Origin of the sequence: Citrobacter sp. Cb004 (assembly GCF_030337065.1) — a bacterium.
GTDB classification, from domain to species: domain Bacteria; phylum Pseudomonadota; class Gammaproteobacteria; order Enterobacterales; family Enterobacteriaceae; genus Citrobacter; species Citrobacter braakii.
In genome coordinates this window covers 1-21,214 of sequence record NZ_JAOWCH010000054.1, presented here as the reverse complement: position 1 = coordinate 21,214, position 21,214 = coordinate 1, and the positions used below count along the sequence as shown (strand labels likewise).

The window sequence follows — 21,214 nt, the reverse complement described above, 5'->3', positions numbered from 1 at the left end:
CGGGGTTAACGAACGCAGCCAACAGCGCTGCGGCTCGAAGGAAGAAGCAGATTAACGCCAGGACTTATAACGGTTAATCAAACCGTTAGTTGAGCAATCATGGCTGGTGATTTCTTTATCATCATTCAGCTCTGGCAGAATGCGATTCGCCAGCTGTTTGCCCAGCTCAACGCCCCACTGGTCAAAGGTGAAGATATTCAGGATCGCGCCCTGAGTGAAGATTTTGTGCTCGTACAGCGCAATCAGCGCACCCAAGCTGAACGGTGTGATTTCGCGCAGCAGGATGGAGTTAGTTGGACGGTTACCTTCGAACACTTTGAACGGCACAACGTGGTCAAGGGTTGCCGGATCTTTACCCTGGTCGCGGTATTCCTGCTCAACCACTTCACGAGATTTACCAAAAGCCAGCGCTTCGGTCTGGGCGAAGAAGTTAGACAGCAGTTTCGGATGGTGATCCGACAGCGGGTTGTGGGTGATTGCCGGAGCGATGAAATCGCACGGAACCATTTTGGTACCCTGATGAATCAGCTGGTAGAACGCATGCTGACCGTTAGTACCCGGCTCACCCCAGATGATTGGGCCTGTCTGGTAATCCACCGCATTGCCGTTACGGTCAACGTATTTACCGTTGGATTCCATATTGCCCTGCTGGAAGTAGGCCGCGAAACGGTGCATATACTGGTCGTACGGCAGAATCGCTTCGGTTTCAGCACCGAAGAAATTGTTGTACCAGATACCGATCAGCGCCAGCAGCACCGGCAGGTTTTTCTCCGCCGGAGTGGTGGAGAAGTGTTTGTCCATGGCGTGCGCGCCAGAAAGCAGCTCAACAAAGTTGTCGAAGCCCACAGAAAGGATGATGGACAGACCGATTGCAGACCACAGGGAGTAACGACCGCCAACCCAGTCCCAGAACTCGAACATATTGGCGGTATCAATACCGAACTCGCCAACCGCTTTACCGTTAGTGGAGAGCGCTGCGAAGTGTTTGGCAACGTGCTTGTTGTCGCCAGCGGTCGCCAGGAACCAGTCGCGCGCGCTGTGGGCGTTAGTCATGGTTTCCTGAGTGGTGAAGGTTTTGGAAGCGACCAGGAACAGCGTAGTCTCCGGATTCACTTTCTTCAGCACTTCGGCAATGTGCGTACCATCGACGTTAGACACAAAATGCATGTTCAGGTGATTTTTGTACGGGCGTAGCGCTTCGGTCACCATGAACGGGCCGAGGTCTGAACCGCCGATACCGATGTTCACGACATCAGTAATGGCTTTACCGGTATAGCCTTTCCAGCTTCCGGAGATAATCGCTTCAGAGAAGGATTTCATCTTCTCCAGCACCGCATTCACTTCCGGCATCACATCTTTGCCGTCAACGATGATTGGAGTGTTGCTACGGTTGCGCAGCGCCACGTGCAGCACGGCACGGTCTTCAGTGCGGTTAATTTTCTCACCGGAGAACATGGACTTGATGGCGCCTGCCAAATCGGTCTCTTTCGCCAGATCCTGCAGTTTAGCCAGCGTCTCTTCAGTGATGCGGTTTTTGGAGAAATCCACCAGCATCAGATCGTCAAACGTCGCGGAAAATTTAGCGAAACGATCGCCATCTTTCGCGAACAGATCCGCGATAGTAACGTCTTTCATCTCTTCAAAGTGTTTTTGTAGTGCCTGCCAGGCTGAGGTCTGCGTTGGATTGATGTTTTTCATTAGCAATACTCTTCTGATTTTGAGAATTGTGACTGAGATCGATTGTAACGCCAGTCACAGAAAAGTGTGATTGTTTTAATGCCATCGCCCTTGTATCCATCGAACCAGGGTAAAAAGTATAGATGTTATAAGCGCTGTTACTGAACGGAAACGCAGCATGAAAAATCCGCATAATCCCAGCGTTGACAGTGCAAGCTACACATTTTATTTATAAATACGGTATTTGCATTTGCGCCTGCACCGGTTTTCGTTCTGCCTTATGTGCCATGGTCGCTCTATTCATTCCCTGACACGAGGTAGTTATGACTGATGTAGTTGTCTCCAAGTTTGGCGGTACCAGCGTGGCGGATTTTGATGCCATGAATCGCAGCGCTGATGTGGTGCTTTCTGATGCTAACGTCCGTGTAGTGGTACTTTCCGCTTCCGCTGGAATTACCAACCTGCTGGTCGCACTGGCTGAAGGGCTGGAGCCAACCGAGCGCTTCGAAAAACTCGACGCCATTCGTCAAATTCAGTTCAATATTCTGGAACGCCTGCGTTATCCAAACGTAATTCGTGAAGAGATTGAACGTCTGCTGGAAAACATCACCACGCTGGCAGAAGCGGCGTCACTGGCGACCTCAACCGCCCTGACCGACGAACTGGTCAGCCACGGTGAACTGATGTCCACCCTGTTGTTCGTCGAAATCCTGCGTGAACGCAACGTACAAGCGCAGTGGTTTGACGTGCGTAAAGTGATGCGCACCAACGATCGTTTTGGTCGCGCAGAACCCGACGTCGCGGCGCTGGCTGAACTGGCAACGCTTCAGTTGGCCCCGCGTCTGAGCGAAGGTCTGGTAATCACTCAGGGTTTTATCGGCAGCGAAGGCAAAGGCCGCACCACCACGTTGGGGCGCGGCGGTAGCGATTATACAGCCGCCCTGCTGGCCGAAGCGCTGCACGCAACGCGCGTCGATATCTGGACCGATGTTCCAGGCATTTACACTACCGATCCGCGCGTTGTTCCTGCTGCGCAGCGTATTGATGAAATCGCCTTTGAAGAGGCCGCGGAAATGGCGACCTTTGGCGCGAAAGTGCTGCACCCGGCAACCCTGTTGCCGGCCGTACGTAGCGATATCCCGGTATTTGTTGGCTCCAGCAAGGATCCAAAAGCAGGCGGTACGCTGGTCTGTAATAAAACCGCGAATCCACCGCTGTTCCGTGCGCTGGCGCTGCGCCGTAAGCAGACGCTGCTGACGCTGCATAGCCTGAATATGCTGCACTCCCGCGGCTTTTTAGCAGAAGTGTTCGGCATCCTTGCACGCCACAATATCTCGGTAGATTTAATTACCACATCTGAAGTCAGCGTAGCGCTGACGCTGGATACCACCGGTTCAACCTCCACCGGCGATACGCTGTTAACGCAGTCTCTGCTGATGGAACTGTCTGCCCTGTGCCGGGTTGAAGTCGAAGAAGGCCTGGCGCTGGTGGCGTTGATTGGCAACGACCTGTCCAAAGCCTGCGGGGTGGGTAAAGAGGTGTTTGGTGTACTTGAGCCGTTCAACATCCGCATGATTTGCTACGGCGCGTCCAGCCATAACCTGTGCTTCCTGGTGCCCGGTAGCGAAGCCGAACAGGTGGTACAGAAGCTACATCATAATTTGTTTGAATAATATTTCATCACGCGATAAACAATAACTATAGCCGGGCTCGAACCCGGCTTTTTTATAACAACACAACACATTTCAATCGCAAGGAAGATAACATGCTCGCTACTCTCACGCGGCTGTTCCCGTTATGGGCGCTGCTGCTCTCTGTTATTGCGTATTACACGCCCTCCACCTTTACGCCTGTCGGGCCATTCGTGCCGTCGTTGTTGATGCTGATCATGTTCGGCATGGGCGTTCACCTGAAGGTGGACGACTTTAAACGCGTACTTTCACGCCCCGCACCGGTCGCGGCGGGTATTTTCCTGCACTATCTGGTGATGCCGCTCGCCGCATGGATTTTGGCGCTGGCATTTAATATGCCGCCGGAACTGTCGGCAGGGATGGTGCTGGTCGGTAGCGTCGCCAGCGGAACCGCATCGAACGTCATGATCTATCTGGCAAAAGGTGATGTGGCGCTCTCCGTGACTATTTCATCGGTTTCAACGCTGGTCGGCGTTGTCGCCACGCCGCTGCTGACACGGCTGTATGTCGACGCGCATATCCAGGTGGATGTGATGGGTATGCTGCTGAGTATTCTGCAGATCGTGGTCATTCCGATTGCTTTGGGACTGGTCATTCACCATCTGTTCCCACGCGTCGTAAAAGCCGTGGAACCGTATCTGCCGGCGTTTTCTATGCTGTGCATCCTGGCGATCATCAGCGCCGTCGTGGCGGGTTCTGCCTCGCACATTGCGTCCGTCGGCTTTGTGGTGATTATCGCCGTTATCCTGCATAACACCATTGGCTTGCTCGGCGGCTACTGGGGCGGAAAACTGTTTGGTTTCGACGAGTCAACCTGTCGTACGTTGGCTATTGAAGTGGGCATGCAGAATTCAGGGCTTGCCGCTGCGCTGGGCAAAATCTACTTTGGCCCGCTTGCGGCGCTGCCCGGCGCGTTGTTCTCGGTCTGGCATAACCTTTCCGGTTCGCTGCTGGCAGGTTACTGGTCCGGTAAACCGATTGAAGAAAAAGAACGCCGCTAATTGGCGGCGGTAGGCCGGATAGCGGCTAACACCTTATCCGGCCTACCCAGCCTCTGCACTTTGCCGTACACTGCGGATATCGGCTAACAGAGGGCACCCTTATGGCACTCCCCCGCATTACCCAAAAAGAGATGACCGAGCGCGAACAGCGTGAACTGAAAACGCTGCTCGACCGCGCGCGCATTGCGCATGGTCGGCTGCTAACCAACGCTGAGACCAACAGCATCAAGAAAGAGTACATCGATAAACTGATGGCCTTGCGTGAAGCAGAAGCTAAAAAAGCCCGCCAGTTGAAGAAAAAGCAGGCTTATAAACCGGATGCGGAAGCATCATTTTCCTGGTCAGCGAATACGCCAACGCGCGGCAGACGTTAACGCCCTTTCTTCTTACGCCCCGGCGAGGTAAAACGCTTCCCGTTTGCCGCCGGGCGCGATTTCTCTTTCTCAGCCGATTTTTCGATTTTCACCACCGGGCGCTTAATGCCTGCGGTTTTTGGCTTCGCTTTCGCCTTCGGTTTGGCTTCTGAGGACGAGTTCTCAATCAGCTTGAACAGGTCGATCAGTTCGTCATCCGTCAGGTCGCGCCATTCACCCAGCGGCAGGCCGGACAGACCAACGTTCATGATACGTGTACGCTCAAGCTTAGTAACTTCATAGCCAAAGTGCTCGCACATACGACGGATCTGGCGGTTCAGCCCCTGAATCAGCGTGATACGAAACACAAACGGCGCTTCTTTCTTGACCTTACATTTCTTGGTAACGGTGCCAAGGATTGGCACACCGGCACTCATCCCACGGATAAAGTCATCAGTGACCGGCTTATCTACCGTCACCAGATACTCTTTTTCGTGATCGTTACCGGCACGCAGGATTTTATTCACCAGGTCGCCGTGGTTGGTCAGAAAGATAAGCCCCTGGGAATCTTTGTCCAGACGACCGATTGGGAACACGCGCTTGCTGTGGTTAACGAAATCAACAATGTTGTCGCGTTCGCTGTCTTCAGTGGTGCTGACAATCCCTACCGGCTTGTTCAGCGCGATAAAAACCAGATCTTCCGCTTCACGCGGCTCAATCAACCGACCATTCACTTTTACGACGTCGCCAGGCATCACCTGATCGCCAATGGTGGCGCGTTTACCATTCAGGAAGACATTCCCTTGTTCGATAAAGCGATCCGCCTCGCGGCGCGAGCAGATTCCGCTTTCACTGATGTATTTATTTAATCGGATGGATGAGTCGGGCAGCATAATTTCTCCTTTGACAGCGAAATATACCCTACCTTGCGGGGGATAAAAAAGCAGAGTGTGAAAATGTGCTATCGTATCTGATTACGTAATGCCTGCGGGCTGATACCAAATCGTTTTTGAAAGTGGTAACGCAAAGAGTTTGCGCTGCCGAACCCGGTTTGCTGCGCGATCTGCTCAATACTGATATGGGATGTATTGAGCGCCTGCTGCGCACGGTTTAGCCGTTCATTCATCAGCCAACGTGCGGGAGTAAGCCCCGTTGACTCCTGAAATCGCCGCATCAACGTTCGGGGACTCATACCGACCTGGCTGGCCAGAGCGTCAAGAGTATGCTTCTGCGCGATATTGTTATGTAACCAGTCAAGCAAAAGACCAAAACGCTGGCTTTCCCGACTGCGGGCAACAGGACGCAGTTGCTGCTGAGTCTGGCTGCCATCCCTGTGGGGCTGCAGCACCAGGCGACGGGCCACGTTATTGGCAATCTCAAGTCCAAAATCAGTGCGCACCACATGCAAACATAAATCAATCCCTGCCGCACTACCTGCCGAAGTGAGCACGTCGTGGTCACCGACATACAGGACATCTTCCACGACGTTGATGGCGGGAAAGCGTCGCTGGAGTTCACTGACGTAACGCCAGTGCGTCGTCGCCTTACGCTCATCCAGCAAACCTGCCGCAGCCAGAACAAATACACCAGAACAGATAGAGATGATTCGACAACCGCGTTGATGTGCTTCACGAAGCGCATCGCATAATGCTTCCGGGACCGGTGAGCTCACGTCACGCCAGCCAGGAATGACAATAGTGTCTGCTTCCTGCAGCAATTCATATCCACCGTCCACCACGATACGAACCCCACCAGTTGCCCTTAATTCACCTTGATCAACCGAAGCCACGGCAAAACGATACCAGCTCTCTCCCAGTTCAGGTCGCGGAAGCCCAAAAACTTCCACTGCGACGCCAAACTCGAAAGTACATAGCCCGTCATAAGCGAGTGCAACGACCAACGGGCGAGAAGATGTTGTCATGATCCTGGCGGAATCTGTCATGGTCAGAGGGTGTTTCGAGGTTAATTTTTTGATGAGATAAGAGGTAACACAACAGCTGATTTCACCACAAGAGAAAACAACAATATGAGTACCGTAACTGATATTCCAGCCGCTTCATCTGCACAAGCTATCGCCCATTTCCAGCAACGTCTGAATATGGAGACGGATTGTTCTGACGTTCATTCCGCGATGGCTGCTGACGACAAAGATTTTGTGCTTTTACATGTGGTGGGGAGTGCAGAGAGTTTTTCTCGTTGTCATATCCCTGGCGCGATTCATCTTCCCCATCGACTGATAAATACGGAATCCTTGAAAAAATGGCCACAGGACACACTGTTTGTCGTCTATTGCGCTGGCCCACACTGTAACGGGGCCGATCGCGCGGCGCTGAAGTTGGCGAAGCTAGGTCGACCGGTGAAAATAATGATTGGTGGTATTAAGGGCTGGGAGGACGAAGGCCTGGCGTTTGCCACTACGCAATAGGACGCTGTTTCAATAGATTGATCGTTGTTAAGTCCGAACGGGCTTTTCCAACAGGAGGTTGTGGTTAACCCGTTCGGCTTTCCCCCCTTCCAACATCGTGAGCCATATCAGTAAGGCGTTACGCTGATAGTGGTAGCATTAGCGCGGTTTGTAATTTTCTGATTACATGGAGAAATGATGGAACTGCTTTTATTGAGTAACTCGACGCTGCCGGGCAAAGGCTGGATGGAACATGCGCTACCGCTGATTGCTGAGCAGCTGAATGGTCGCCGTACGGCGGTGTTTATTCCGTTCGCTGGCGTGACGCAAACCTGGGATGAATACACGGCGAAAACGGCAGCCATCTTTGCGCCAATGGGCGTCAACGTTACTGGCATTCATACCGTTGCCGATCCGATCGCTGCCATTGAAAACGCAGAGCTGGTGATTGTCGGCGGGGGTAACACCTTCCAGTTACTGAAAGAGAGCCGCGAGCGCGGGCTGCTGGCGCCGATTGTGGATGTCGTCAAACGCGGTGCGCTGTACATCGGCTGGAGCGCAGGTTCTAACCTCGCCTGCCAGACCATCCGCACCACCAACGACATGCCGATTGTCGATCCAAAAGGTTTTGATGCCCTGGGTCTGTTCCCGCTGCAGATTAACCCACATTTCACCAATGCGCTTCCGGAAGGCCACAAAGGCGAAACGCGTGAACAGCGTATTCGCGAGCTGCTGGTTGTGGCACCAGAGCTGACGGTAATTGGTTTGCCGGAAGGAAACTGGATTAAGGTGAGTAACGGCCAGGCGGTTCTTGGCGGTCCGAACACCACTTACGTCTTTAAAGCGGGTGAAGACGCGGTTGCCCTCGAAGCAGGTCACTGCTTCTAACCGACGTTGCCGGATAACGGCATAAATGCCTTATCCGGCCAACCGGTCCACCTCACTCAATAATCGTCGCGCTCATCGTCCTCATCCGGCTGTTCCAGCACGCTATAGGCCACGGAACAAAACAGCGAGTTCAGACGCTGCATATCGCCCAGCAGCGCCAGGTGCAAGGAGCTGGTCTCGATGCTCTGCACGTTCTGCTGATGCAGACGGTCAACGTGCGCATGCGAATACCGACGGTTGAGAATACGGAAACGGTGCTTGCTACGGCGCAGACGTCGGGCGCTGGTCACGTCACCAGAGAAGAACACCGACATCGCCAGCTGCAGATTGCTGAGCAGCTGATCGAAGAGCGCATCCAGCTCTTTCAATCCTTCCACAGAGAATGCGCGACGGGCAGCCAGCGACTTATCCGCTATCTCACTGCCCATACGTTCGACAATATCGGAAGCCTGCTCGAGGTTAAGCGACATTTCGATAATCTCCGCCCAACGGCGTGATTCCTCTTCCGCCAGTTCATCCTTTGGCATCCGCGCCAGATAGAGCTTGATTGCCGTGTATAGCACGTTAATGTCGTCCGCCATCCTGCGCAGCTCTTTCTCTTCACGCGGCTCGCCGTGCATCACCTTCTTCAGCCCGTCCATCATCTGCTCCATCGCGTCGCCGATGCGCAGAGCTTCACGAGCGGCATTGGCCAGGGCCAGCGTCGGCGTATCCAGCGCACTGACGTCCAGATGCTTGGGCTTCAGATGCGCATCCAGCTCCGGCTCATCGCGGATGATGCGCTTACAAAAACGCGCCATCGGTTCTGCGAACGGCACCATCGCCACGCAGCGCACCAGGTTGTAGAAGACATGGAAGTAAATAACCAGTTCAGATTTCGGCAGCGGCAGTTCATCCATCAGATTTGCCAGCGGATGAACAAACGGCAGGATAATCAGGCTTCCCACCAGCTTAAACAGCAGGCTACCGAGCGCCACACGGCGGGCGGCGGCGTTAGCGGCGCTGTTATTAAGCATCGCCAGCAGGCCAGAGCCGAGGTTGGCGCCAATCACCAGACACAACGCCACCGGGAACGAGATAATGCCTGCCGCGGTCAGCGTTGCCGTTAGCAGCACCGCCGCAAGGCTGGAGTAACTGATAATCGCGAACATAGCGCCAATCAGCGCATCCAGCATGATATCGCCGGTGAGCGAGGCGAAAATAACCTGTACGCCGTTAGCCTGGGTGATCGGTGTTACCGCCTGCACAATCAGTTCCAGCGCCAGTAAAATCAACCCCAGTCCAATACCAACCCGCCCCAGTTGCCCCACACGGGACTGCTTACGTCCGAGAAAGAAGATCACGCCGATAAAAATCAGCAGTGGCGACAGCCAGGAGAGATCGAAGGTCAGGATACGCGCCATCAGCGCGGTCCCGACGTCGGCGCCGAGTACAATCACCAGCGCAGGGGTGAGCGCGACGAGGTCCTGCGCGACAAACGAGGTCACCAGCATGGTGGTGGCGTTGCTGCTTTGTACCAGCGCCGTCACGCCGATACCCGCACAAAAGGCGAGCGGCTTCTTTTCAACACTACGGCTGAGTACGGTACGCAAGCGGGCGCCGAAGACGCGCATCACGCCGGTGCGCACAATATGCGTACCCCAAACCAGCATAGAGACAGCAGAAAGCAGGTGTAACAGAGTTAGCACGGAATCAGGTTCTCCTTATCGTTATATGTTCCTGAGGCTCATAGCGATGACATAACACCTGATGACGCCACGCTTATCAGGCCTACAAAAATATGCCAGTAGCCGGATAAGGTGTTTACGCCGCCATCCGGCAAGCAGTACCGATGAACGTTCTTTCAGTATAAGGGTTTAAACGTAATAAAGAGACAAGGCACTCATTGAGTGCCCTGTTTGTTGTAAATAAAGATGACAGTTTTGTGAATCAGTCAGCGTCATAGCCCAGATTAGGCGCTAACCAACGTTCGACTTCCGCCACGCTCATGCCTTTACGGAAGGCGTAATCTTCAACCTGATCGCGCTGGATTTGCGCCACGGCGTAGTACTTGCTGTCTGGATGACTGAAATACCAGCCGGAAACCGACGCACCTGGCCACATCGCGAAGGATTCGGTGAGCTTCATCCCGGTGTGCGCTTCTACATCCAGCAGTTCCCAGATGGTGGCCTTTTCGGTGTGTTCCGGACACGCCGGATAGCCCGGCGCCGGGCGAATTCCCTGGTAGTTTTCGCGGATCAGCTCCTCGTTACTGAGGTTCTCATTCGCCGCATAGCCCCAGTAGACTTTACGCACGCGCTCGTGCAGATATTCCGCGAACGCTTCCGCCAGGCGGTCGGCAATCGCTTTCACCATGATCTTGTTGTAGTCGTCATGCTGGGCTTCGAAGGCGTCCGCCAGTGCATCTTCCTCCAGACCGCCGGTAACTGCGAAAGCACCGATGTAATCCGCTTTGCCGCTCAGTTTCGGCGCAACAAAGTCAGACAGGCAGTAGTTGGCGAAACCGACTTTTTCCGTCTGCTGGCGCAGGTGATGACTGACGTTGATGACGTGCGTACGCGTCTCGTCACGGTAAATCTCGATGTCGTCCCCCACGCGGTTAGCCGGGAACAAGCCCACCACGCCGCGCGGATTCAGGGTCTTCTCAGCGCTGAGTTTATCCAGCAGGTCATTGGCGTCTTTAAACAGACGTTTCGCCTCTTCTCCCACCACCTCATCTTCGAGGATACGCGGGTATTTCCCGGCCAGCGACCAGGTCATAAAGAACGGCGTCCAGTCGATGTAGTTGCGCAGCGTTTCGATGCTGGCTTCAACGCTCTGTACGCCGAGGCGGTGCGCCACTGGCGGCGTGTAGTTTTCCCAGTCGAAGGCCAGATCGTTGTCGCGGGCAGCCTGTAACGTTACTGGTGGGGTCCGCGGTTTCTTACGCGCATGCTGGATACGCACGGTTTCGTACTCTTTACGCGTACGGGCGACAAAGTCATCGCGCTGAGTGTCAGAGAGGAGTGCGGCGACTACGCCAACGGTACGCGAGGCGTTCTGCACATAAACCGTCGGGCCACTGTAGTTCTGCTCTATTTTCACCGCCGTGTGCGCTTTTGAGGTGGTCGCGCCGCCAATCAGCAACGGAATAGTGAACCCCTGACGCTCCATCTCTTTCGCCACGTTGACCATTTCGTCCAGCGACGGGGTAATCAGCCCGGAAAGACCAATCAGATCGGCATTCACTTCACGTGCCGTTCTGAGGATTTTCTCCGCTGGCACCATCACGCCAAGATCGACGATTTCGTAGTTGTTACATTGCAGCACCACACCAACGATGTTTTTGCCGATATCGTGCACATCGCCTTTCACGGTAGCAATGACCATCTTGCCGTTGCTGGAGCCTTTCTCTTTGCTGGCCTCAATATACGGTTCGAGGTAGGCCACCGCCTGCTTCATCACGCGGGCGGATTTCACCACCTGCGGCAGGAACATTTTGCCCTCGCCAAACAGATCGCCAACCACGTTCATCCCGTCCATCAGCGGCCCTTCAATCACCTCGATCGGACGCGCGGCCTGCTGGCGAGCTTCTTCAGTATCCTGCTCAATAAATTCGGTAATGCCTTTCACCAGCGAATATTCGAGGCGCTTTTTCACGTCCCAACTGCGCCATTCCGCCATCTGGGCATTGGCAGTGTCATCAGTTTTGCTACCGCGATATTTCTCAGCCAGCTCCAGCAGACGCTCGGTGCCATCGTCACGACGGTTGAGGATCACATCTTCAACCGCATCGCGCAGCTCGGCGGGCAGGTCGTCGTAAATCGCCAGTTGTCCGGCGTTGACGATCCCCATGTCCATGCCGTTGCGAATGGCGTAGTAAAGGAATACCGCGTGAATGGCTTCACGAACCGGGTCGTTACCACGGAAGGAGAACGACACGTTGGAGACGCCGCCGGAGATCAGCGCGTGCGGTAGTTCGCGTTTGATGTCCTCACAGGCGCCGATAAAGTCCTGGGCGTAGTTGTTGTGCTCATCAATCCCGGTCGCGACCGCAAAGATGTTCGGGTCGAAGATAATGTCTTCCGGCGGGAAGCCTACCTCTTCGGTAAGAATTTTGTACGCCCGTCGGCAAATCTCAATTTTACGCGCTCGGGTGTCGGCCTGCCCCTGCTCGTCAAAGGCCATCACCACCACTGCGGCACCGTAGCGTCGCAGCAACTTCGCGTGGTGGATAAAGGTCTCAACCCCCTCTTTCATCGAGATGGAGTTAACGATGCCTTTACCCTGAATGCACTTCAGCCCTTTTTCGATGACGTCCCATTTCGAGGAGTCGATCATAATCGGCACGCGGGCAATATCCGGCTCACCGGCGATAAGGTTGAGAAAACGCACCATCGCCGCTTCGGCGTCGAGCATCCCCTCATCCATGTTGATATCGATAATCTGTGCGCCGCTTTCCACCTGCTGGCGGGCGACATCCAGCGCTTCGTTGTATTTCTCTTCTTTGATCAGTCGCTTAAATTTCGCCGAACCGGTGACGTTGGTACGCTCGCCGACGTTCACAAACAGGCTATCGTCGCCAATATTCAACGGTTCAAGGCCAGACAGACGGCAGGCTACCGGGATTTCCGGCAAGCGGCGCGGCGGCAAGCCTTCCACTGCGCGGCTCATCGCGGCGATGTGTTCCGGCGTGGTGCCGCAGCAGCCGCCGACCACGTTGAGGAAGCCCGCTTGCGCCCACTCGCGTATTTGCGCCGCCATGGTGTCGGCATCGAGATCGTATTCGCCAAAGGCGTTCGGCAACCCGGCGTTCGGGTGCGCGGTAACGTAGCATTCGGCAATGCGCGACAGCTCCTGCACGTACTGGCGCAACTCGTCCGGGCCTAAGGCGCAGTTCAGACCGAAGGTCAGCGCATCGGCGTGGCGCAGTGAGTTATAGAACGCTTCGGTTGTCTGACCGGAGAGCGTACGCCCGGAAGCATCGGTGATAGTGCCGGAGAGCATAATCGGCAACTCAACGCCCAGCGCTTCGAACTCGGTTTTAACCGCGAAAATAGCGGCTTTGGCGTTCAGGGTATCGAAGACGGTTTCAATCAGGATCAGGTCGCTGCCACCTTCCACCAGCGCTTTGGTGGATTCACGGTAGGCGGCCACCAGCTGATCAAAGGTAATATTGCGGTAAGCCGGGTCGTTGACGTCAGGCGAGATAGACGCCGTACGGTTGGTTGGGCCGAGCACGCCCGCGACATAACGCGGTTTTTCCGGTGTGCGTGCCGTCCATTCGTCTGCCGCTGCGCGCGCCAGTTTGGCTGCCGCAAAGTTGATTTCCGCCGACAGGGATTCCATCTGGTAATCCGCCATGGCGATAGTCGTGGAGTTAAAGGTGTTGGTTTCGATGATATCCGCGCCCGCCTCAAAATAGGCGTTATGGATGGCGGCGATCACCTCAGGTTTGCTGAGCACCAACAGGTCGTTGTTGCCTTTCAGATCGCACGGCCAGTCGGCAAAGCGTTCGCCGCGGAAATCCTCTTCGCTCAGACGATATCCCTGGATCATGGTGCCCATACCGCCGTCCAGCACCAGAATACGTTCATTTAACTGCTGACGTAATTGTTCAACTTTGCTGCTCACACTCGCTCCCGACAACGCTCAACCAGACCGAAAAAAACTCAACAGACCATACTGGCACAAACCTGAGAGGTGGAAAAGAGAACAACGGCCAACATGAGACATGTTCAGCTTCACTCATCCGATCAGTACAGGAATTCTTGCATTATAATTGAATAAAACGAAAATGATTTCCACGATACAGAAAAGGAGTCCGCCATGGTTGCCACAATCCCCGCGAAACGCGGTAGAAAACCCGCCGCTGCTACTACGCCTGCAACCGGGCAGGTTCAGTCTCTGACTCGCGGCCTGAAGCTACTGGAGTGGATTGCAGAATCCAACGGCAGCGTGGCACTAACCGAGCTGGCACAGCAGGCCGGTTTGCCAAACTCCACGACTCACCGTTTGTTGACCACCATGCAGCAGCAAGGATTTGTCCGTCAGGTGGGTGAATTAGGCCACTGGGCCGTGGGTGCGCATGCGTTTATCGTCGGCAGCAGCTTTTTGCAAAGCCGTAATTTGCTGGCGATTGTCCACCCGATCCTGCGCAAGCTGATGGAAGACTCCGGTGAGACGGTAAACCTGGCCGTGTTAGATCAAAGCGACCATCAGGCCATTATTATCGACCAGGTGCAGTGTACCCAACTGATGCGTATGTCCGCGCCTATCGGCGGCAAACTGCCGATGCACGCCTCCGGTGCGGGTAAGGCGTTTTTATCCCAACTGAGTGAAGAACAGGTGACTGGCCTGCTGCACCGTAAAGGGCTGCACGCATACACCCACGCCACGCTGGTGTCGCCGGTGCATCTGAAAGAGGATTTAGCCCAGACGCGCAAGCGCGGCTACTCCTTTGATGATGAGGAGCATGCGCTGGGTCTGCGCTGCGTGGCGTCGTGCATTTATGATGAACACCGTGAGCCGTTTGCCGCTATTTCCATCTCCGGACCCATTTCGCGCATTACCGACGATCGAGTGACCGAGTTTGGTGCCATGGCGATCAAAGCGGCGAAAGAAGTCACGCTGGCATACGGCGGATTTCGTTAAGAAAGGGTTGCCGGACATCAAGCCGCAAATCTGATGCAAAACCGCTGTTTGCGCCGGTAGGCGTAAACATCTTCCACGTGCCCTTCACGGATCCGCGTTTGCAGACCTCGCCAGTAGTCGGCGCTGAACAGGTCAGCATGCATCTCTTCAAATAGCGGCCCGATACGCGGGTCAGCGCATAGCCAGTGACGAAACTCTTCCGGGAAGACATCCCCCGGGGATACGCTATACCACGGTTCAGCGCTCATCTCATCTTCCGGGTAACGCGGCGGCGGGATATGACGGAAATTCACCTCCGTCATGTAGCAAATTTCATCGTAGTCGTAGAACACCACGCGCCCGTGGCGAGTCACGCCGAAGTTCTTAAACAGCATATCGCCGGGGAAAATATTGGCGGCGGCCAGCTGACGAATGGCATTACCGTACTCTTCAATTGCATCGCGCAGTTGCTGGCCTTCGACCTGCTCCAGCCAGATATTCAGCGGCACCATCCGTCGTTCGATATACAGATGGCGAATGACAATCTGCTCGCCGAGATCGGTAATTTTTTCCGGGGCTTCCTGTAGCAACAGCGCCATCAGCGACGGATCGATTTGCCGTTTATCCAGCACAAAGTTCTCGAACTCCTGAGTGTCAGCCATCCGCCCGACACGATCGTGCTCCTTGACCAGTTGATAACAGGCGCGGACGTGGGCAGCCGACATCTCTTTTTGCGGCGCAAATTTGTCTTTGATGACTTTAAAGACGCGGTCGAAGCCCGGCAGGGTAAACACCAGCATCACCATGCCGCGGATCCCCGGCGCTTCGATAAATTGCTCATCGCAATGGGCAAGATAGAGCAGATATTCGCGGTAACTTTCGGTCTTCGCGTGTTTCTGACAGCCGATCGCCATATACAATTCAGCGGTGGTTTTACCGGGCAGGATCTCGCGCAGCCACTCCACTAACGCGGCGGGCAGCGGGGCGTAAACCATAAAATACGAGCGGGCGAAGCCAAACACGATACTGGCTTCCGCCGTCGTGGTCAGACAGGTATCGACAAACAGTTCACCTTCGTCAGTACGGTGAATTGGCAGTAAAAACGGCAGCGTCCCGGAAGGGGTAATCAACTTCCCGACCAGCCAGGCGGCCTTGTTGCGATAAAACAGTTCGTTCGCCACCTGCAAATGACTGCGCTGCAACACATCCGCCCCCAGCGTTTCGGTCAGGTGTTCGATGATGTAGTGGATATCCCGATGTCTGTTCTGCCACGGCAGACGCAAGGGCAGATCGCTGAGGACGCGCGTAAGCAGCCACTCCCAGCCGGTATCGGGAAAAAAGTCTTTCGCCAACGGGCGTGGGATCGTGCGAAAACGGCGCTCTGGCTGAGAGCTGAAAATAAACAGTCGCTCGGGAGTCAGCGAGCGGTGGTCAAATAACCGGCAATAGACGGAGTTAAAGAAACTCTCCGCAATCTCGAAGCGTGGATAATCTGGCAATAGCCGGGTGTAATGCTCTTTCACGCGAAGTAAAAAATCCGCGTCGGTACTTTTGCCATCAGTAATGCAGCGCAGTTGCTCCACCACCAGACCCACATGATGATCGTAAAGGTGGATACGGCTTTTCATCGCCTGCTGAACCGCGTGCCAGTCGGCATGTTCAAAACGCTGCTGCGCGCCGGAGGTCACTTCCAGAAAACGCCCGTACTGGGCGTCGAAACCTTGCAAAATCGTCTGAGCAATCAGTAATTCCAGGCCACGCGTCATCAATTTCTCCCATCCGGCACAATGTCATGCCGGATGGCGCATTCGCTTATCCGGCCTACATCCCTTCGTAGGCCCGGTAAGCGCAGCGCCACCGGGCATTGATCAAAACTGCGATTCTTCAGTCGAGCCGGTCAGCGCGGTCACTGAAGAAGTGCCGCCCTGAATGATGGTGGTTACTTTGTCGAAGTAGCCTGTCCCTACTTCCTGCTGATGGGACACGAAGGTGTAACCATCTTTAGCCGCCGCAAATTCCGGCTGCTGAACCTTCTCAACGTAGTGGCGCATGCCCTCACCCTGCGCATAGGAATGCGCGAGGTCGAACATGTTGAACCACATGCTGTGGATACCCGCCAGCGTAATGAACTGGTATTTGTAACCCATATCGGACAGCTGTTGCTGGAAGCTGGCAATGGTTTTGTCATCCAGGTTTTTCTGCCAGTTAAACGATGGCGAACAGTTGTAGGCCAGCAGTTTGCCTGGGAATTTCGCATGAATAGCATCGGCAAAGCGCTTCGCCAGTTCGAGGTCCGGCGTGGAGGTTTCACACCACACCAGATCCGCATACGGTGCGTAAGCCAGACCACGGCTGATCGCCTGCTCAATGCCCGCATGCGTACGGTAGAACCCTTCGCTGGTACGCTCGCCAGTGATGAACTCGCTATCGTATGGGTCGCAATCAGACGTAATCAGATCGGCTGCGTCAGCATCGGTACGCGCAATCACCAGCGTCGGAACGCCCATAACGTCTGCAGCCAGACGGGCTGCCACCAGTTTCTGGATAGCTTCCTGAGTCGGCACCAGGACTTTGCCGCCCATGTGACCACATTTTTTTACCGATGCGAGCTGATCTTCGAAGTGAACGGCCGCTGCACCAGCCTCAATCATCGATTTCATCAGTTCAAACGCGTTCAGTACCCCGCCAAAACCCGCTTCCGCATCGGCAACGATCGGCAGGAAGTAATCCACATAGCGCGGATCGTTCGGCTCAATACCGGTTGACCATTGGATCTGATCGGCACGACGGAATGTGTTGTTGATCCTGTCCACCACCGCCGGAACGGAGTTCGCTGGATACAACGATTGATCCGGATACATGCTGGACGCCAGGTTGGCATCTGCCGCCACCTGCCAGCCTGAAAGGTAGACCGCTTCAATACCAGCTTTCGCTTGCTGCAGCGCCTGACCACCAGTCAGCGCGCCGAGGCTGTTGATATAACCTTTCTTCGATTCGCCGTGTAGCAGACGCCACATTTTCGCCGCGCCAAGCTGCGCCAGCGTGCATTCCGGGTTGACCGAGCCACGTAATTTCACCACTTCCTCCGCGCTATAGGGGCGGGTGATACCTTCCCAGCGCGGTTGAGTCCATTCTTTCTGTAATTCTTCGATTTGTTGAGTACGGGTTTTCATGTGCAGATGCTCCATTAGGATAAATTGTGGGTAAATTAGGCCAACAGGCGATAGCCCGGTAACGTCAGGAAGTCAATTAACTCGTCGGAAGTGGTGATTTGCTCCATCAGGCGCGCGGCATCGTCAAAACGCCCGCTGCTGTAGCGGTGTTCCCCCAGTTCGTCCTGAATCACCAACATCTCTTCGGCCAGCATCTGGCGGAACAACGGTTTGGTAACCGGTTTGCCGTTGCTGAGCGTTTTCTGGTGGTGGATCCACTGCCAGATGGAAGTACGAGAGATTTCGGCGGTGGCCGCATCTTCCATCAGACCATAAATCGGTACGCAGCCATTACCGGAGATCCACGCTTCGATGTACTGCACCGCGACACGAATGTTGGCACGCATGCCTTCTTCAGTACGCTCACCTTCACAGGGTGCCAGCAATTGTTCTGCGGTAATCGGCGCATCTTCTTCACGGGTCACGAACAGCTGATTTTTATTTTCACCGAGTACGTCGTTGAACACCGCCATTGCGGTATCTGCCAGTCCTGGATGGGCAATCCATGTGCCGTCATGACCGTTATTGGCTTCCAGCGCTTTGTCCGCTTTTACCTTGGTCAGAACCTGGTTGTTACGTTCCGCATCTTTGCTGGGAATGAACGCGGCCATGCCGCCCATCGCGAACGCGCCGCGTTTATGACAGGTTTTAATCAGCAGACGCGAATACGCACTGAGGAATGGCTTATCCATCGTCACCACCTGACGGTCCGGCAACACGCGATCCGGGTGGTTCTTTAGGGTTTTGATATAGCTGAAAATGTAGTCCCAGCGACCGCAGTTCAGGCCCACAATGTGGTCACGCAGCGCGTGCAGAATTTCGTCCATCTGGAAAACGGCTGGCAGCGTTTCAATCAGCAGGGTCGCTTTAATTGTGCCACGCGGCAGATTAAAGCGATCCTCTGCATAGCTGAACACTTCACTCCACCATGCCGCTTCTTGCCAGGCCTGCGTTTTGGGTAGATAGAAATAAGGGCCACTGCCTTTTGCCAGCAACGTTTTGTAGTTGTGGAAGAAATAGAGGGCAAAGTCGAACAGGCTGCCCGGGATCGATTCGCCACGCCAGGTGACGTGTTTTTCCGGCAGGTGCAGACCGCGAACGCGGCACACTAACAGGGCCGGATTGGGTTTGAGTTGATAAATTTTACCGGCTTCGTTGGTGTAGCTAATGGTGCCATTGACTGCATCGCGCAAGTTGATTTGCCCGTCGATAACTTTGCTCCACTCAGGAGCCAGCGAATCTTCAAAATCAGCCATAAAGACTTTGACGTTCGCGTTCAGCGCGTTGATAACCATCTTGCGCTCAACCGGTCCGGTAATCTCTACACGGCGATCCAGTAAATCATCAGGAATACCGCGAATTTTCCAGTTACCTTCGCGAATGGAAGCTGTTTCCGAAATAAAGTCAGGCAACTTACCGTCATCAATATCCTGCTGCTGCTGGATACGTGCAGCCAGAAGTTTATTCCGCTTTGGCGTAAATCTTGTCACCAGCTCGGTCAGAAACTCCACCGCTTCAGCGGTCAGAATCTGCTGTTCCTGTTCGCCACGCGGCCTAGTGAAGATCAGTTCATCGGTTGTCGTTGCCTGTTGATTCATTGCGTAGTTCCTCGTCATTGATCCAAACACATCCCCAATGCGAACGAAGGATCGTTGTGCGGTTTTCGTTCAGCACAACTAAGACTACTCATTTAAATTTCAAAATCAAAAACAATTTCCATTTTTAATTTAATTATCAATTAACTTATTGATAACAATATAAATAAAATTTAATTACACAGTGAGGTGCGTTTCGGAAATAAAAAAGGCACCCGAAGGTGCCTGATTCAACATGCTGAAACGCTTAAGGATCGTCTGTTACAGAAGATTAATCCAGCGTTGGATTCATGTGACGTAGATCATATGGCGTAATCTGGTAAACGTAATAGTTGAGCCAGTTGGTAAACAACAGATTGCCGTGGCTACGCCAGGTTGCCCGCGGTTTATTTTGCGGGTCATCTTTTGGGAAGTAGTTATAGGGCACTTCCGGCGTTAAGCCCGCTTCGACATCACGAAAATATTCACTGCCGAGTGTATGGGCGTCATATTCAGGATGGCCCGTTACGAAGGCGATACGTTTATCTTTGCTGGCAAACAGGTAGGCATCTCCCTCTTCTGTTTCGGCAAAAATCTCGAGATCGGTATAGTCCCTGATAAGGGCAGCAGGAAAATCGGCATAGCGCGAATGCGGGGCCAGGAACGCATCATCAAATCCACGCGTCAGCAGCGCATGAGGATGAAGAATATGGTGCTCATAGACGCCTGAGAGTTTATCCGTACGGGTTTGCTTGGGAATTCCGTACAGGATATTCAATGCGGCTTGCACCGCCCAACAGACAAAGAGCGTCGATGTAACATGATCTTTCGCCCATTCAAGCACTTGTTTAATCTGCGGCCAGTAAGCCACGTCATTAAATTCAACCAGACCCAACGGCGCGCCGGTCACGATCAGTCCATCAAAGTTCTGATCGCAGATATCCTCGAAATTACAGTAAAAGTTATTCAGATGCTCCGTAGGGGTGTTGCGTGACTCGCGGGCATCAATGCGCAATAGCTGAACATCTACCTGCAGCGGGGAGTTAGACAGTAAACGCAGGAACTGGTTTTCCGTTTCAATCTTCTTGGGCATCAGGTTGAGGATGAGCACCTTCAGTGGACGAATTTCCTGACCAGAAGCGCGAGATGACGTCATCACAAAGACGTTTTCCTCACGCAAGAAATTGACGGCGGGTAGCTCGTCCTGCACGCGAATTGGCATAACCTGATAACCTCACTACATACGTTTAAACGTTTAGACATCCAGATAGCTGAAGATACCCAGGAATCATGCGAATGTCGAGCCTGCATCCTCAAGTTGAGAAAGTTTCACGGCTCCTTGCTGTAGATTAGTGCAGTAAAGAAAAAAGGAGAATGCTATTCGTCGTTCGCGTAACAGGCAATGTGCTGCCGGGAGAGCCAGGTGTGCTGCGCTTCTCAGGCCTGCACACCGGTTACAACATGATGGGCTGGATAAAATGGTACGCTGCATCCAGCGATTTTCATTCCGCACAAACGCAAAAAAGCCCATCCGGCAGGATGGGCTTCTTCACTTATTTGATGCCTGGCAGTTTATGGCGGGCGTCCTGCCCGCCACCCTCCGGGCCGTTGCTGCGCAACGTTCAAATCCGCTCCCGGCGGATTTGTCCTCCTCAGGAGAGCACTCACCGACAGACCACAGATAAAACAAAAGGCCCGGTCTTTCGACCGGGCCTTTCGCTTTTATTTGATGCCTGGCAGTTCCCTACTCTCGCATGGGGAGACCCCACACTACCATCGGCGCTACGGCGTTTCACTTCTGA

The 21,214-nt window shown here is 54.1% G+C and carries 16 protein-coding genes; 7 read left to right on the top strand and 9 right to left on the bottom strand.

Annotated features, from left to right (window positions below):
* Positions 1-51: 51 nt before the first annotated feature.
* Positions 52-1,698, bottom strand: a complete 1,647-nt coding sequence (gene pgi / locus OGV65_RS10345; protein ID WP_065554816.1) for a glucose-6-phosphate isomerase — start codon at positions 1,696-1,698, stop codon at positions 52-54.
* Between the two features lie 302 nt (positions 1,699-2,000).
* On the opposite strand from pgi, the gene lysC reads away from it, so the two are divergent.
* The 3 genes from lysC to OGV65_RS10330 all read left to right on the top strand — a co-directional run bounded on the left by lysC (position 2,001) and on the right by OGV65_RS10330 (position 4,743).
* Positions 2,001-3,350: a lysine-sensitive aspartokinase 3 gene (gene lysC, locus OGV65_RS10340; protein ID WP_016155333.1), complete on the top strand. Its 1,350-nt coding sequence runs from the start codon at positions 2,001-2,003 to the stop codon at positions 3,348-3,350.
* A 92-nt stretch (positions 3,351-3,442) separates the two neighbouring features.
* Positions 3,443-4,369, top strand: coding sequence for a ketopantoate/pantoate/pantothenate transporter PanS (panS, locus tag OGV65_RS10335; protein ID WP_101700860.1), 927 nt, complete (start codon positions 3,443-3,445; stop codon positions 4,367-4,369).
* 101 nt (positions 4,370-4,470) lie between these two features.
* Positions 4,471-4,743, top strand: coding sequence for a YjbD family protein (locus OGV65_RS10330; protein ID WP_003826541.1), 273 nt, complete (start codon positions 4,471-4,473; stop codon positions 4,741-4,743).
* Here the strand turns inward: OGV65_RS10330 and rluF are convergent.
* Both rluF and ftrA read right to left on the bottom strand, forming a co-directional pair.
* On the bottom strand, positions 4,740-5,615 hold the full coding sequence (rluF, locus tag OGV65_RS10325; protein WP_016155331.1) for a 23S rRNA pseudouridine(2604) synthase RluF: 876 nt from the start codon (positions 5,613-5,615) through the stop codon (positions 4,740-4,742). The genes OGV65_RS10330 and rluF overlap by 4 nt on opposite strands.
* Positions 5,616-5,683: 68 nt before the next feature.
* Complete coding sequence (gene ftrA, locus OGV65_RS10320; protein ID WP_286454915.1) at positions 5,684-6,664, bottom strand: transcriptional regulator FtrA; 981 nt, start codon at positions 6,662-6,664, stop codon at positions 5,684-5,686.
* A gap of 84 nt (positions 6,665-6,748) precedes the next feature.
* On the opposite strand from ftrA, the gene OGV65_RS10315 reads away from it, so the two are divergent.
* Entirely contained in the window at positions 6,749-7,147 is a 399-nt protein-coding gene (locus OGV65_RS10315; RefSeq protein WP_286454914.1) for a rhodanese-like domain-containing protein, read from the top strand.
* A gap of 177 nt (positions 7,148-7,324) precedes the next feature.
* A complete protein-coding gene (gene pepE / locus OGV65_RS10310) occupies positions 7,325-8,014 on the top strand; it encodes a dipeptidase PepE (RefSeq protein WP_016155430.1) in 690 nt (229 codons plus the stop codon).
* 56 nt (positions 8,015-8,070) lie between these two features.
* Here the strand turns inward: pepE and OGV65_RS10305 are convergent, their stop codons facing one another.
* Together OGV65_RS10305 and metH are read right to left on the bottom strand one after the other, a co-directional pair.
* Positions 8,071-9,702: a Na/Pi cotransporter family protein gene (locus OGV65_RS10305; protein ID WP_016155327.1), complete on the bottom strand. Its 1,632-nt coding sequence runs from the start codon at positions 9,700-9,702 to the stop codon at positions 8,071-8,073.
* Between the two features lie 241 nt (positions 9,703-9,943).
* Positions 9,944-13,627, bottom strand: a complete 3,684-nt coding sequence (metH, locus tag OGV65_RS10300; protein WP_279263628.1) for a methionine synthase — start codon at positions 13,625-13,627, stop codon at positions 9,944-9,946.
* 195 nt (positions 13,628-13,822) lie between these two features.
* On the opposite strand from metH, the gene iclR reads away from it, so the two are divergent.
* Entirely contained in the window at positions 13,823-14,647 is an 825-nt protein-coding gene (gene iclR, locus OGV65_RS10295) for a glyoxylate bypass operon transcriptional repressor IclR (protein WP_047357748.1), read from the top strand.
* Positions 14,648-14,664: 17 nt separating this feature from the next.
* Here iclR and aceK read toward each other — a convergent pair whose 3' ends face one another.
* From aceK to metA, 4 genes are all read right to left on the bottom strand, one after another.
* Entirely contained in the window at positions 14,665-16,392 is a 1,728-nt protein-coding gene (gene aceK / locus OGV65_RS10290) for a bifunctional isocitrate dehydrogenase kinase/phosphatase (RefSeq protein WP_016155427.1), read from the bottom strand.
* Between the two features lie 102 nt (positions 16,393-16,494).
* Positions 16,495-17,799 (bottom strand): isocitrate lyase, encoded by a 1,305-nt coding sequence (gene aceA, locus OGV65_RS10285; RefSeq protein ID WP_016155323.1) that lies wholly within the window; start codon positions 17,797-17,799, stop codon positions 16,495-16,497.
* Positions 17,800-17,834: 35 nt separating this feature from the next.
* Positions 17,835-19,436: a malate synthase A gene (aceB, locus tag OGV65_RS10280; protein WP_016155322.1), complete on the bottom strand. Its 1,602-nt coding sequence runs from the start codon at positions 19,434-19,436 to the stop codon at positions 17,835-17,837.
* Positions 19,437-19,704: 268 nt separating this feature from the next.
* The gene (gene metA, locus OGV65_RS10275) at positions 19,705-20,634 is read right to left on the bottom strand and encodes a homoserine O-acetyltransferase MetA (RefSeq protein ID WP_016155321.1); all 930 of its coding nucleotides are present in this window, start codon (positions 20,632-20,634) and stop codon (positions 19,705-19,707) included.
* A gap of 152 nt (positions 20,635-20,786) precedes the next feature.
* Here metA and OGV65_RS10270 point away from each other — a divergent pair.
* Positions 20,787-21,214: hypothetical protein (locus tag OGV65_RS10270; RefSeq protein WP_286454912.1), on the top strand; the 428-nt coding region annotated here is incomplete at its 3' end.